Below are 13,755 nucleotides of genomic sequence, written 5' to 3'. Positions count from 1 at the left end.
GGGCACGCGTGTTCAGGGCAGGGCGGGGCAGATCGCTGTGCCTACGTGCCTGTGCCTACGTGCCTGTGCCTACGTGCCTGTGCCTACGTGCTTGTGCCTACGTGCTTGTGCCTACGTGCTGTACGGACGTGCTGTTTGCCTGCGTGCTGTCGCTACGTGCTGTACGGACGTGCCGTTGCCTACGTGCTGTACGGACGTGCCGTTGCCTACGTGCTGTACGGACGTGTTGCCTACGCGGGTGAGAACAGGTGGTCGCTGATGAGCCGGGCCGCGCCGATCACTCCGGCGGTGGGGCCCAGCTCCCCGAGAACGATGGGCAGGTTGCCGGTCGCCAGGGGCAGCGACTGGCGGTAGACCTGGGTGCGGAGCGCGGCGAGCAGGGTGTGGCCGAGGCCGGTCACTCCACCGCCGATCACCACCAGGCCGGGGTTGAAGAAGGAGACGAGTCCGGCGATGACCTGGCCGACGCGGTTGCCGCCCTCACGGATCAGGTCGAGGGAGGTGGCGTCACCGGCGGCGGCCGCGGCGGCGACGTCCACGGCGGTCAGCGTGCCGTTCGCCGCAAGACGCGAGGCGAGTTCGGCCGACCGCCCCTGCTGGGCCGCCTCCACGGCGTCCCGGGCCAGGGCGGCCCCGCTGAAGTGGGCCTCCAGGCAGCCCCGGTTGCCGCAGGCGCAGGGGCGGCCGTCGGGCACGGCCTGGATGTGCCCGATGTCGCCCGCGCTGCCCGTCGTACCGCGGTAGACGGTGCCGCCGACGACGATGCCGCAGCCGATACCGGTACCGATCTTGACGCAGAGGAAGTCGGCCACGGTACGGGCGACGCCGGCGTGCTGCTCCCCCATCGCCATCAGGTTCACGTCGTTGTCGACCATGACGGGGCAGCCGAGTTCCTGGCTGAGCGCCTCCCGCACGGGGAAGCCGTCCCAGCCCGGCATGATCGGCGGAGCCACCGGCACTCCCTCGGGGTAGCGGACCGGCCCCGGCACGCCGATGCCGGCGCCGTCGAAGCCCTCCGCGAGCCCCGTGGCCCTCAACTTGGCTGCCATGGCGAGGACTTGCTCGAAGACCGCGACCGGGCCCTCGCGTACGTCCATGGGCTGGTTGAGATGGCCGAGGATCTCCAGCTCGGCGTTGGTGACGGCGACGTCGACCGAGGTCGCGCCGATGTCGACGCCGAGGAAACGCAGTCCCGGATTCAGCCGGACGTTGTGGGAGCGGCGGCCACCGCGCGAGGCGGCGAGTCCGTCGGCCACGACGAGGCCGGTCTCCAGGAGCCGGTCCACCTCCACGGCCAGCTTGGACCGTGACAGGTCGACCTGATCGCCCAGCTGGGCCCGTGAGTTGGGGCCGCCGTCCCTGAGCAGCTGGAGCAGACGGGCCTGATGTGCGTTCGCGGGTCGTGCCGTCATGCGTCTCACGAACCCCTCCCCGCCTCAATCGGCCACCAGTTGCCGGGCTTTCGAGGGGAACGTAGCAGCGGTCGTCGACGCTGGGAAGAATCTGTGCGGAGATTGCTGCGGACTTTCACCACTCACAGGACAAAGACCGGTGTGGGGGACCCGGAGGCTTCAGGACTCAGCCCGTGCGTGGTACGACCGCCGCGTGTGCTCGGTGTGGTCGCGCATCAGCTGGGTGGCGCGCTGCTCGTCCCGCTCGGAGATCGCGGCGATCAGCTCCCGGTGCTCGATCCAGGACTGCCGGCCGCGCTGTCGGGCGATCGGGGTGTAGTACCAGCGGACGCGGCGGTCGACCTGGGCGGCGAGTTCGGCGAGGACCGCGTTGCCGGCCAACTCCATGATCGTGGAGTGGAAGCGGGCGTTCATGGCGACGGCCCCGTCCACGTCGTCCGCGGCGACGGCCTTCTCGCCCTCAGCGCACAGCTCCTCCAGCGTGGTGATGCCGGCGCTGCCCGCGTTGGCTGCGGCGAGCCGGGCGGCCTCGGCCTCCAGGAGCGTACGGACGGTGAGGAGCTGGTCGGCCTCCTCTTCGGTCGGCTCGTGCACGAACGCGCCCTGGGCGGGCCGCAGATCGACCCAGCCCTCGGTGTTCAGCCGCTGCAGCGCCTCGCGCACCGGCTGGCGCGACACGCCGAGATGCCCCGCGAGTTCGCTCTCGACCAGATGCTGGCCCGGCTGGAGGGCACGGGTGGTGATGAGTTCGAGCAGTGCCTCATAGACCCGGTCCCGCAGCGGCCCGGGTCGTTCGAGCTTGGGTACAGCCCCCTGCGGCAGTCCTGTCGACAACATCGCGGTCCCCCTCCTCGGCAGGGCCGTGCACAGCAGCCGTAGCGTGAGTATGAATTGTCTTTCGTCTACAGTCTACGGCGCACCGGGGCCAGGGCAACGCGGAGTTGACCTCGTCACACCCGGAGTGACACCCGAAGCCGCGTCCAAAACCGCGTCCGAAGCCCCACCCGGATGTCGGCGCAGCTCACGGGCACCGGACGACCTGTCCGGCGTAGGAGAGATTGCCGCCGAAGCCGAACAGCAGGACCGGGTCGCCGGTGGAGATCGCGCCCTGTTCGACGAGCTTGGAGAGAGCGAGGGGGATGCTGGCGGCGGAGGTGTTGCCGGATTCGGCGACATCGCGGGCGACGACCGCGTTGACCGCGCCGATCTTCTCGGCGAGCGGCTCGATGATGCGCAGGTTGGCCTGGTGGAGGACGACCGCGGCGAGGTCCTCGGGCACGAGCCCGGCCTTCTCGCAGGCCTTGCGGGCGATCGGCGGCAGCTTCGTGGTGGCCCAGCGGTAGACGCTCTGCCCCTCCTGCGCGAACCGCGCGGGGGTGCCCTCGATCCGTACGGCGTGCCCCATCTCCGGCACCGAGCCCCACAGCACCGGCCCGATCCCGGACTCGGCCGCGGCCTCGACGACGGCGGCCCCCGCCCCGTCGCCGACGAGGACGCAGGTGTTCCGGTCGGTCCAGTCGGCGACGGCGGACATCTTGTCGGCGCCGATGACCAGGACGCGTGCGGCCCCTCCCGCCCGTACGGCGTGGTCCGCCGTGGCCAGCGCGTGGGTGAAGCCCGCGCAGACGACGTTGACGTCCATGGCGGCGGGCGAGGGGATGCCCAGCCGGGCCGCGACCCGGGCGGCCATGTTCGGGGAGCGGTCGACAGCCGTCGACGTGGCGACGAGGACCAGGTCGATGTCGGCGGGCGCGAGGCCCGCCGATGCGAGCGCCTTGGCGGCGGCGTGCGAGGCCAGCTCGTCCACCGGCTCGTCGGGACCGGCGATGTGGCGCGTCCGGATGCCCACCCGGGTCGTGATCCACTCGTCGCTGGTGTCGACCATGCCCGCCAGGTCCTCGTTGGTGAGTACGTTGGCGGGCTGGTAGTGGCCGACGGCGGCGATCCGCGAGCCGTTCATGGGTGGTCCCCCTAGGGTGCCTTGGGTTGCGGGATCCACCAGTCTGATCAGTGACTCATGGGTACGGCGGCAGGTGATGCCACAGGAATCGGGCGTCCAGGTTGTTGACTTCTGTCAGGCCCTGGACGCCCGAACCGTTCCCGGACAGTCACCCGGTGAACAGTTGCGTCGCTTTTTGGACGAGTTCGTACAGGCCGTAGGCGAGCGGCGCCCCCACCCACAGCCAGGCGAGGGCGATCAGCCCGCGCCGGTCAGGCTGACTCTGGCTGCTGTCGCTGGACATCGACGGCCTCCTGGTTGATGGGTGCGGGGATGTGATGGCGGGGGTGGACGGGCCGGACGAGTTCGTTGGCGATGAAGCCGACGACGAGCAGCCCGATCATGATGACGAAGGACAGCCCGTACAGGGACGAGCCGTGCCTGCCGGCCTCCTCCTGCCGGTCGGCGATCCAGTTCACGATCAGCGGGCCGAGGACTCCGGCCAGGGACCAGGCGGTGAGCAGCCGCCCGTGGATCGCGCCGACCTGGTACGTGCCGAAGAGGTCCTTCAGGTAGGCGGGGACGGTGGCGAAGCCGCCGCCGTAGAAGGAGAGGATCACCAGCGCGGACAGCACGAACAGCGTCTTGGACGAGTCGCCGAACAGCGCGAGCAGTCCGTACATCGACGCACCGACGCCGAGATAGACGCGGTACATGTTCTTGCGTCCGATCAGGTCGGACGTGGACGACCAGCCGATGCGGCCCGCCATGTTGGCGGCCGACAGCAGGGCGACGAAGCCCGCGGCGGCCGTCGCCGAGACCGGCGCCGAGGTGTCCGCGAAGAAGTCCGTGATCATCGGGGCGGCCTTCTCCAGGATGCCGATACCCGCGGTCACGTTCATACAGAGCACGACCCACAGACACCAGAACTGCGGGGTGCGGATCGCGTTGTTGGCGGAGACCTGCGGCCCCTGGAGGGCGGCCGGTGCGCCCTCGACCGGTTTCTCGGTGCGCGGCACCCGCACCAGCATGACGCCCAGCAGCATGAACACGCAGTACGACAGCCCGTGCACCAGGAACGCGAGCGCGATCCCGGAGCTGTCGCTGCCGAACGACTCCAGCATCTGCGCCGACCAGGGTGAGGCGATCAGCGCGCCGCCGCCGAAGCCCATGATGGCGATGCCGGTGGCCATGCCCGGCCGGTCGGGGAACCACTTGATCAGCGTCGAGACGGGTGAGATGTAGCCGATGCCGAGGCCGATCCCGCCGACGAAGCCGTAGCCGAGGACGATCAGCCAGTACTGCTCGGTCGCCGCGCCCAGCGCGGAGAGCAGGAAACCGGACGAGAAGCACACCAGCGCCACGGTCATCGCCCAGCGCGGTCCGTTGCGCTCCACGAGCGTGCCGCCGAACGCGGCCGACAGACCGAGCATCACGATGCCGAGCTGGAAGGGCAGCGCGCTCTGGGTGCCGCTGAGGCCGAGCGCGGATTCGAGCGGTGGCTTGAACACGCTCCAGGCGTAGGCCTGGCCGATGGAGAGATGGACCGAGAGAGCGGCTGGTGGCACGAGCCAGCGGCTCCAGCCTGCGGGGGCGACTGGGGGACTCATGATCGAACGGTAGAGAGAACGGGGGTAGTTGAAAAGGCGCCGAGTCGACCGTATGCGGTGAGCGGTATCCAGGGCGCGACGAACGGTCGCAGATCAGTGGTCGCAGGTGGCCGGTTCTGGTTCCTGCGCGAACCCTTGCTGGCCCAACCTCCATACTGTAGACAATATTTCGTCGACAGAGTTGTTGCGGCCTCGCCAAGACCCGGTTGCAGCGCCACTTCACCGGCGCCACCGTCAACCTCGCCCGCATCGATGCCTGGCTCACCGGCAGACCACACGCCAAGACCCGCGTTTCGCCCTTCGCAGCACTCCGCCCCGCTGGATGAGATCCAGCGGGGCGGAATAAACCAACAGCGTCCGGCGAGGGACGGGCCGCCTAGTAGTGCGGGGTCAGGCTGCGGGTCGCAGGATCATCGCGTCATACTCCGGGGATTCCGGCGCGTGCTTGATACGGCCGATGACCTCGTACCCCCATCGCGGGTAAGCGGAGCGGGCGGGCTCGTTGTCGATGATGCACGTAAGAGTGGTCCACGGCTCCGTGCGTCCGGTAACCATCTCGTCGTGCAGCCGTCGGCCGATGCCCTGATTCCCGTGCTGGGGCAGCACCATCAGCTCTCGCAACCAGAACACCTCACCGCGCTCGGCGGCCTTGACCACCTCGACCGGCCGCGCGTCGCCCAGTGATGCCCACCAGGCGCGTTCGGGGTCGAGGGTGACGCCGTGGACGTACCCGGCAAGGGTGCCGTCGTCCAGGTGTGCGGTGACGGTCTCGTAGCCGGGCATGCCGAACGCGGCATGCAGGCGGTTGATGTAGGTGGGCACGGCGAAAAACGGATCACCCGCGTACGGTGGTGTGTTGTAGACCTCCGCGTACACGGCGATCAGGTCATCCGCGATGTCCTTCGACGCCTCCGGGGTGTGGCGGCGCAGCGTCAGGTGCGGGGTGTGTGTGGGCATGCCGTGGTCGTCCCTTTCCGGTGCGGGTCAGGCGATGTGCAGGTCTAGCAGCTCGATCGTCTCGCGCGCCTCTCCGCTGGCCTTCCGGTACGGCTTGAGCCCGTCGCGGACGACGGTGAGTTGCCGGCGGTTGCGGGTGGAGGTCATGCCGCCGTCGATCAGGCGCAGGGACTCGCGGGCGGCGGCTACGGTGTGATCAAGGTCCTGTTCCTGGATAGCCGCCCCGGCGAGCCGGGCAAGGCACATGCCCCGGTTGCGTGAGTGCTCGATGTCCTGAAGGCGGGCCGACCGGTCCAGAAGTTTCACCGCGCGGCGGTGCTGTCCGAGATCGGACCGGCACATGCCTTCCAGGCAGACAAGTTCGGCCTCGTTAAGGAACAGCGACCATTCCGGGTCGCGGTCGCTGGGCCCTTGGTCGAACGCCCGCCATGCCCGCTTGATCGCGGCGGAGGCGTTCATCTCATCACGCATCTTGGCGTAGCCCTGGGCGGCCCGGATAGCCAGCAGCGCGGCCACCCGGGGCGGCGCAGCCCAGGCGGCAGCGTGTTGCTCGGCGAGCCGCGCGAACCGCACGGCTTCACGGGGCTTGCGCAGGTCGACGGACTGACGGGCCATGTTGGACAGGGTCCGCGTCGCAAGCGGCTCGTCCTGCGTCAGCAGCGCGGTATTCAGGGCCTCGGAAAAGTACGTGCGGGCTTCGTCCTGCTGGTCGGCGTCGTAGCAGAACCAGCCCAGAGACGTGGTGAGCTGACCGGCGATCTGCCGCAGCTCCTGCTCGACATCGCCCGTGTAAACGCCGACATCGATCAGATAGTGCACCCACATCAGATGTGAGCGGGCCGCGCGCCACAGCCGGTCACCGCCGAATCTCTGGTCGATGGCGTCGAGATCGGCGGCCGTGGCCTGCAACATGTCGATGTCGTCCGCGCCGATCCTGATTTCGGACCGGTCGGACGGCTGGGCGGAGGCGGGGGACGGTGCGAGCCAGGGCAGGCCGACAGCGGCACCGACCCCGGCCGTGAAGGTACGACGTTTCACAGGCGGGATGATCTCCTGGTAATCAGCAGGGACGTCAACCCCCAGATCTGTCGGCGGCACGAACCCCAGGTGATCCGGCCCCCGCCCGAACGCGGCCCGCAGCGCGGTCGCGTAGTCCGGCTGAGGCCACCCAGGAGAATCCGACTCCCACCGCCGGTAAGTCCGGACGCTGACCGCGAAACTGCTGTCGCGCAGCGCGTCTTTCCCGGCGTCGGTGACGCCTTCGGCTGCCCGCTCCTGGCTGAACCAGCCTTTCGACAGGCGTGCCGCGAACAGCTTCTCGTTTCCGGGCTTTCTCGCCATCAGTCCCCCTGATGCGTGTGCTTCCGTCACCCAACGTATGGCCCAACTGGCTTGACGTGCACGGGGTGATGGGGAATCCGACGGCGTTCGCCGCCCCGAGGGCCGCTGAATGGCCGCTGGATGGCCGCTTCGTGTCCTCGAACCGCCCGCTGTCGTCCGGTGTTCTTAGGGCTCCCCCGTGAGGTTGGCGGCCTCGCGCATGTCCCCCTTGCCGGGGCCGCCGACCCCTGTTGAGCCGACGCAAGCGCGAGGCAGAGCGATGACCCACACGACCCAGGAGCCCCACCCCGCGAGCATCACCAGGACCACGACGGCCGCGCCGGTCGCCGCACACTCGCGGCCGATAAACGAGCACGCCCGCGCCTATGCTCAGCGGCACGGCGATCCGGCCCGCTGGACCACCCCCAGGTTGCGGGTGTACCTCGATCTCGGGGGCGCGGCGTGACCATGGCGACCGTACGGCCCCGCGCCAAGGGGCACCCCGGCTACAGCGAGACCCACCCGCGCACCGAGGAGACAGCCGCCATAGCGCGCCGCCTGGCCGTCACCGCCTGTGCCGCCTGGGGTCTGCCCGACGAGACGGCGGAGGCGGCGGCCCTGGTGGTGTCGGAGCTGGCCTCCAACGCGGTCCGGCACGCCTGGGGTCCCACGGTGCGGGTCATCGTGGACCGGCCGAGCGATGACCGTGTGTACCTCGCCGTGGTAGACCGTGCCCCGCGCCGCACGCCCGAGCTGGGCAAGCCGGGAGACGGCGACGTGTCCGGCCGCGGCCTGGTCCTGGTCGACGCGCTCTCCGACCGGTGGGGCTACGACCAGTTGGGCCCGCACCGCCGCCCGTGGGGCAAGCGGGTCTGGTCCGAACTCACCACCAAGGAATAGCCCATGCCGATGACCACGGGACAGGCCGCCGCCAACCTCACCCAGGGCCGCACCACTGCACAGAACGCGCTTCCCGCCGGCGGGCAGCCCCAGGACCCCGCCCCCGCTCCTTCGATACAGCCCGTACAGCCCGTGCACCCGATCCAGCCCGTGCAGCAGGTTCCTGCACCGCACCCGCATCCCCAGCGCGCGCCCTTCACGACCACCGAGCCTGCCCCGGGGCCGCTGCCACCCCTGCCGAAGTTCACCGACCTGAACGCGCGTCAGCAGATGGCCATGGAATGCGCCCTGTGCAGCGCGTACTTGGGGGCCTCCGGCCGTGTCCTGGGCGACGTACGCCACCGCGGGAGGCTGTTTCGCCTGTGGGCCTGCGCCCATACGTGCACCCTGCCTCCAGGGCCAGGGGGCCCGCGTTGACTGCCGCTCCACCCCCACCAGACCCCGGCGGGGTGCGGATGCCCGTGAGCCCGCGCCCCGCCGGTCCAACTCCGTCCCGGGTCGCGGGCACCACTCCCACGCCCGCCCGCAGGTCCGGGACGGCACGACGACTCCGCGTCCCACCCCGAGGGAGGCGGAGGAGCGGGTGGCCCCCGCTCTGACGCCGGTCATCCGCCGGGGGCCCCACACGGGCCGCCCGCTCCGCCCTTCTTCCCAGGGGAGGGCAGCGCCCACAAGCCCCGGCCGGGGTGCGACCGGGAACCGAGTCGACACAGGAGGAACTGTGCACGATCTGATCGCAAGCCCGTTCCAGACTGACCACCTGGTCCTGCGGCCGGGAAGCCCCAAGGCCGTGAAGATCCCAGCGGCGAAGTTCGCTCAGCTCCGGGCTGCTGTCTCGGACGGCGACGTGATCCCCCGGTGGCTGACCGACGCCGTCAGCCGCGCCTGGGGTATCGACCTCACCGGGCGCTGCGCCGCCGGTACCGTCCTGGTCCGAGAGCCAGGCCCGTACGAGTTCAGCCGCGCCACCTGGGAAATCAACCTCGGCTGTGACTACGACTGCGTGATGTGCTATCTCGGCGAGAAACGGTTCGAGGGCCTGGACATGGCCGGGAAACGGCGGCTGCTTCAGGTCATGGCGGCGGCCGGGGTGATCTGGCTCCAGATGACCGGCGGCGAACCGCTGATCGATCCGGACTTTCCCGAGGCGTACGAGTACGCGCACGCGTTGGGGATGCAGGTGGAGGTGCTGTCGAACGGCTCCCGCCTGCACAAGCCCCACGTCCTAGGGCTGCTGACCCGGCTGCCGCCGTCGAAGATGTCGCTCAGCGTGTACGGCGCGACGGCCGGCACGTACGACAAGGTGACCCGCAACCGGGGCGCCTTCGACCGGTTCACGGTAGGCCTGGAGAAGGCCGTCAGTGCCGGGCTGAACCTCGACCTGAGTCTGATCATCACGCGGCAGAACGCGCATGAGGCCGACGCGATGCGCGCGTGGGCAAAGCGGCTCGCCCTGCCGTTCCGCGAGTACGCGAACCTGTCCCCGACGATCCACGGCACCGCCGAGCCGCTGCCGTCGCAGTCACCCGAACACCTCACCCACAGGGCACCGTTCACCGGCTGCCCCGCCGGCGTCACGTTCTTCCACACCGACCCGTTCGGCCGCGCGTCCATCTGCAAGGTCGGCCGGGAACCGAACGTCGACCTGATCGCCGAAGGCGTGGAAGGACTCGCCCGGCTCGGCGGTATCGCCGAGTCCCTGATGCTTCGCACCGGAGGATGCACCGGCTGTCAGCTCTCCGACTCCTGTCGGGTCTGCCGGCCGATGGCGAAGGTCTTCCAGAAGGCGAAGGCACCACTGCACCACTACTGCCAGCACGGAATGAAGGAGGCAACACGATGAACGCTGCCGTCATGGTCGAACTCGGACCCACCCGGACCGAGGAGCCCGACATGATCGAGGTGATCGAGAACATCGACGTCTACACCGCCGCGGCCAGGACCGTCCCGGGGTGTGGCGACGACAACCCGTACAACTGAACCCATCCGATCCGGGGGCCCTGGCGCCGTACGCGCCAGGGCCCCCAGCCCTGCCTGGAAGACTTCCGCCCATGTCCACCGAACGCCTTCATGAACTTCCCGCCGACGTCCTGGCCCTCATCGAGACCCGGACCGGGCCCGTCCTCAAGCACGAGACCGCCGTAAGCGGCCTGAACAGCGAGATCGCCGCCCGCATCCACACCCCAGAGACGACCGTGTTCGTCAAGGGCCTGCGGGAGGGGCACCGCCGGGTGTGGACACAAGCGCGGGAGGCAGACGTCAACCCGCACGTACGCGGCATCGCCCCGGCCCTGCTGTGGCGCATCCAGGCAGCCGGCTGGGATGTCCTCGGCTTCGAGGACATCCCCGGCCGCCACGCCGACTACGCGCCCGGGTCGCCTGACCTCCCGCTCGTAGCCGACGTGATGAGCCGCCTCTCCACCACCCAGGCGCCGGACATCACCCTGCGCACCATGTCGGACCGGATGAAGGCGCACACCGACACCCCGGAGCTGTTCGCCGGCGACACGCTCTGTCACACCGACTGGTTCCCCACCAACGTCCTGATCACCGGCCGCATTGCCGTCCTGGTCGACTGGGCATGGGCCTCACGCGGCGCGGCGTGGATCGACCCCGCGCTCTGGGTCGTGTGGCTGATCGACTCCGGCCACACGCCCGCCCAGGCCGAGCAGTGGGCCGCCCGCATTCCGGCATGGAACACCGCCCCAGCAGAGAGCATCGATGCCTTCGCCCGCGCCACTGCCAGCGTGTGGGAAGAGATCGCGGACGGCCAGACGGAACCCTGGGTGGACGGCATGCTGCACGCCGCCCGTACATGGAGCGCCCACCGCTGACCGGCCCGACCGCCACAGCCCCGAGAGGTAACCAATGTCTTCGCCGCCGCCTGACGACGCCACACGGGCCCGGATGCGTGAGGCGCATGCCGCCGGCGCGAGCGCCCTCGCCGCCGAGCCGACCGGCCCGGCGGCATGGGGGTGGGAAGGGCGCACCCACGGCCGCCGGTCACCTGTGGCGCGAGTGCTGTCCATGCCCGAAGACAAGGCGGGCGGCAATCTGTGGGAGGGCACGGTCACGGCCGCCGCACAGATCCCGGCCAGCGTGCCACGCCCCCGGCTGGTCGGCTTCGGTGACTGGACGAAGGACGGCCACGCCTACCGCGCCGAACTCACCGAATACGTCACCCTCCCCGTACTCCAGACCGGCGGCCCCGTCCTGGACCGGCCGCTGACGCTGCCCGGCGAGTGGTGGGCGGCCCTGCGCCGCACGGTCGACACCATCGCCACGGTGACCACCTGCCGCCAGTCCGTACGGCAGCAGTGGATCGACCGCGGATTCCCCCGCTTCAACAGCATCCGACACGGAACGGGCCCACCACAGCCGTAAGATCGTCCTCGAACCCCTCGCGTCCTCGGTCGACTTGTCGATGACTCCACAAGTCGCCGAATGGATCAAGGAGTACGAGGCGAAGCCGGACCGCTTCGGCCCGGACGCGGCCCGCCTGGGCGAGGGACCCAAGGTCGACAACGATCTGTATGTGCGCGACTACGACAAGTGCATCCTCCGCTCCAAGTGCGTCGACGCGTGCGGTGACCAGTGGCAGAACACCCTCGCGATCTCGGTGGCGGGGCGGGAATTCGACGCGCGGATCGCTGTGGAGCACGACGCTCCGCTGACCGACTCGGCGTGCGTGTACTGCGGCAACTGCATCGAGGTCTGCCCCACGGGGGCGCTGTCGTTCAAGTCGGAGTTCGACATGCGGGCGGCGGGCACATGGGACGAGTCCCAGCAGACCGAGACGACGACCGTGTGCGCGTACTGCGGAGTGGGCTGCAACCTCACCCTCCCCGTGCAGGACAATGAGATCGTGAAGGTCACCTCACCGCACGACAACCCGGTGACCCATGGCAACCTCTGCAGCAAGGGCCGATTCGGCTACCAGCACGTACAGAACCGGGGCTGATCAGACATGGGACGAGTCACCGAACGACGCAAGGTGATCCGGATCCGGGACGGGGCGGTCTCCACCCGGCCGGACACGCTCGTCGCCGAGGAACCCATGGAGATCCGGCTGAACGGCAGGGCGCTCGCGATCACCATGCGGACGCCGGGGGACGACTTCGCGCTCGCCGCCGGGTTCCTGGTGAGCGAGGGCGTGCTGGGCGCGGCCTCGGACGTGCAGAACATCGTGTACTGCGCGGGGGCCACCGCGGACGGTTCGAACACGTACAACGTGGTGGATGTGAAGACGGCGCCGGGCGTCGTGATCCCGGACATCACCCTGGAGCGGAACGTCTACACCACGTCGTCGTGCGGTCTGTGCGGCAAGGCATCGCTGGACGCGGTCCGTACGACGGCCCGCTGGCCGATCACCGACACTCCCCCGGTACGGGTCGAGCCCGAGCTGCTGGCCGACCTCCCCGACCGGCTGCGCGCGGCCCAGCGGGTGTTCGACCGCACCGGAGGGCTGCACGCGGCGGCCCTGTTCACCGAGGACGGCGAGCTGCTCGACATACGGGAGGACGTCGGCCGGCACAACGCGGTGGACAAGCTCGTCGGCCGGGCGTTGCAGAGTGGGAGCCTGCCGCTGTCCCGGACGATCCTGCTGGTGTCGGGGCGGGCGTCGTTCGAGCTCGCACAGAAGGCGGTGATGGCCGGGATTCCGGTGCTCGCGGCCGTGTCGGCTCCGTCGTCCCTCGCGGTGGACCTGGCGGTCGAGACCGGGCTGACCCTGGTGGGCTTCCTGCGCGGCAGCTCCATGAACGTGTACGCGGGCGAGGACCGCATCGCCCTGCGGACCGCGGCCGCCCAGGGCTGACCGGCTCCCCCGCGGACACGACGGCGGGGCCCCTTACGGCGGGGAGCGCCCCCTGCGCCATTCAGGGCCCCGCTGCGTCTGACGGCTCGGTCGCCTCCGGGGGCGTTGTATGCCGGTGTCGAGAGCCCGATCGTGCTCGGCGCTTCGCGCCTCCGCGCGTTCGGGCTCTCGGCACCGGCACGCCCCCTGCGGCTCCCTCGCGGCCGACGGTGGGGACAGTGGGCGCTGGTGGGCCCTTGCCGGTGGTTTGTGTGGGCAGGGAGGCGCCACGCGACGGCGTTGAGCTGTCGTGACGGGCGCGTCAGTTGTCCGTGCCGGAGATCCGGGTCAGCAGGTCCATGAACTGGGCGCGTTCGGCCGGTGAGAGGGGGGAGAGGAGTGCGTCGTTCGCTGTGCGGGCCACGGTCTCGCAGCGGGTGAGGAGCCGGGCGCCCTCCTGGGTCAGGGAGACGGCGTTCTTGCGGCGGTCCGTCGGGTCGGGGGTGCGGACGATCAGGCTCGCGGACTGCAGGTCGTTGAGGATCCCGACCACCTCCTTGGGGTCGAGGCCGACGGTTCTGCCGAGGTCGGCCTGGGCCACGGGGGCGAGGTCATGGACGGCCGAGAGGACGACATGGTGCCACGTCCTCATGCCTTCCTCGGCCAGTGCGGCGGCCACCAGGGCGCGGCCCCGGGCGGCGGCCCGCCCCAGGAGCCAGCTGGGCAGGGTGCGTATCGCGAGAAGGGGAGCTTCGGCCATGGCAACACACTAGGTGAAATGTCGTTGGACTTCCCTACGATCATCTGCTTATCGTTGGGACT

The 13,755-nt window shown here is 70.0% G+C and carries 16 protein-coding genes and 1 pseudogene; 9 read left to right on the top strand and 8 right to left on the bottom strand.

The window, feature by feature from the left end:
• Positions 1-230: 230 nt before the first annotated feature.
• From GFH49_RS20115 to GFH49_RS20090, 7 genes are all read right to left on the bottom strand, one after another.
• Entirely contained in the window at positions 231-1,412 is a 1,182-nt protein-coding gene (locus GFH49_RS20115; protein WP_155057472.1) for an ROK family transcriptional regulator, read from the bottom strand.
• A 159-nt stretch (positions 1,413-1,571) separates the two neighbouring features.
• Positions 1,572-2,249: a GntR family transcriptional regulator gene (locus tag GFH49_RS20110; protein ID WP_155057471.1), complete on the bottom strand. Its 678-nt coding sequence runs from the start codon at positions 2,247-2,249 to the stop codon at positions 1,572-1,574.
• Positions 2,250-2,433: 184 nt separating this feature from the next.
• A complete protein-coding gene (locus tag GFH49_RS20105; protein WP_155057470.1) occupies positions 2,434-3,372 on the bottom strand; it encodes a beta-ketoacyl-ACP synthase III in 939 nt (312 codons plus the stop codon).
• Positions 3,373-3,520: 148 nt separating this feature from the next.
• Positions 3,521-3,655, bottom strand: a complete 135-nt coding sequence (locus GFH49_RS41010) for an MFS transporter small subunit (protein ID WP_268867513.1) — start codon at positions 3,653-3,655, stop codon at positions 3,521-3,523.
• Complete coding sequence (locus GFH49_RS20100; RefSeq protein ID WP_155057469.1) at positions 3,624-4,961, bottom strand: OFA family MFS transporter; 1,338 nt, start codon at positions 4,959-4,961, stop codon at positions 3,624-3,626. Before GFH49_RS20100 ends, GFH49_RS41010 begins: the two co-directional genes overlap by 32 nt.
• A 390-nt stretch (positions 4,962-5,351) precedes the next feature.
• The gene (locus tag GFH49_RS20095) at positions 5,352-5,918 is read right to left on the bottom strand and encodes a GNAT family N-acetyltransferase (protein WP_155057468.1); all 567 of its coding nucleotides are present in this window, start codon (positions 5,916-5,918) and stop codon (positions 5,352-5,354) included.
• A gap of 27 nt (positions 5,919-5,945) precedes the next feature.
• Positions 5,946-7,259: an NsdA family TPR-like regulatory protein gene (locus GFH49_RS20090; protein ID WP_155057467.1), complete on the bottom strand. Its 1,314-nt coding sequence runs from the start codon at positions 7,257-7,259 to the stop codon at positions 5,946-5,948.
• Positions 7,260-7,518: 259 nt separating this feature from the next.
• Between GFH49_RS20090 and GFH49_RS20085 the strand changes: the two genes are divergently transcribed.
• The 9 genes and pseudogenes from GFH49_RS20085 (at position 7,519) to fdhD (ending at position 12,954) form a co-directional block, all read left to right on the top strand.
• Positions 7,519-7,704, top strand: a complete 186-nt coding sequence (locus GFH49_RS20085) for a hypothetical protein (RefSeq protein ID WP_155057466.1) — start codon at positions 7,519-7,521, stop codon at positions 7,702-7,704.
• Positions 7,705-7,706: 2 nt separating this feature from the next.
• A complete protein-coding gene (locus GFH49_RS20080; RefSeq protein ID WP_155057531.1) occupies positions 7,707-8,138 on the top strand; it encodes an ATP-binding protein in 432 nt (143 codons plus the stop codon).
• A 3-nt stretch (positions 8,139-8,141) separates the two neighbouring features.
• Positions 8,142-8,555, top strand: coding sequence for a hypothetical protein (locus GFH49_RS20075; protein WP_155057465.1), 414 nt, complete (start codon positions 8,142-8,144; stop codon positions 8,553-8,555).
• A gap of 304 nt (positions 8,556-8,859) precedes the next feature.
• Positions 8,860-9,981, top strand: coding sequence for a radical SAM protein (locus GFH49_RS20070; protein WP_155057464.1), 1,122 nt, complete (start codon positions 8,860-8,862; stop codon positions 9,979-9,981).
• Complete coding sequence (locus GFH49_RS20065) at positions 9,978-10,118, top strand: hypothetical protein (protein WP_155057463.1); 141 nt, start codon at positions 9,978-9,980, stop codon at positions 10,116-10,118. The genes GFH49_RS20070 and GFH49_RS20065 overlap by 4 nt, the downstream gene beginning before the upstream one ends.
• A 71-nt stretch (positions 10,119-10,189) precedes the next feature.
• Positions 10,190-10,972, top strand: a complete 783-nt coding sequence (locus tag GFH49_RS20060) for an aminoglycoside phosphotransferase (RefSeq protein ID WP_155057462.1) — start codon at positions 10,190-10,192, stop codon at positions 10,970-10,972.
• A gap of 73 nt (positions 10,973-11,045) precedes the next feature.
• Positions 11,046-11,522, top strand: a complete 477-nt coding sequence (locus GFH49_RS20055) for a hypothetical protein (RefSeq protein WP_155057461.1) — start codon at positions 11,046-11,048, stop codon at positions 11,520-11,522.
• Positions 11,491-12,099: pseudogene (locus GFH49_RS20050) on the top strand (4Fe-4S dicluster domain-containing protein); the annotation flags it as partial. The gene GFH49_RS20055 and the pseudogene GFH49_RS20050, both read left to right, overlap by 32 nt.
• 6 nt (positions 12,100-12,105) lie before the next feature.
• Positions 12,106-12,954 carry a formate dehydrogenase accessory sulfurtransferase FdhD gene (gene fdhD, locus GFH49_RS20045; protein ID WP_155057460.1) on the top strand — a complete coding sequence of 283 codons (849 nt, stop codon included), beginning with the start codon at positions 12,106-12,108 and terminating at the stop codon, positions 12,952-12,954.
• A gap of 301 nt (positions 12,955-13,255) precedes the next feature.
• Here fdhD and GFH49_RS20040 read toward each other — a convergent pair whose 3' ends face one another.
• Positions 13,256-13,693: a MarR family winged helix-turn-helix transcriptional regulator gene (locus GFH49_RS20040; protein ID WP_155057459.1), complete on the bottom strand. Its 438-nt coding sequence runs from the start codon at positions 13,691-13,693 to the stop codon at positions 13,256-13,258.
• Positions 13,694-13,755: the final 62 nt, after the last annotated feature.

This window comes from Streptomyces blattellae (genome assembly GCF_009709555.1).
Taxonomy (GTDB): domain Bacteria; phylum Actinomycetota; class Actinomycetes; order Streptomycetales; family Streptomycetaceae; genus Streptomyces; species Streptomyces blattellae.
Note: the sequence above shows the minus strand (reverse complement) of the source record. Positions and strands in the feature narration are given on the sequence as shown.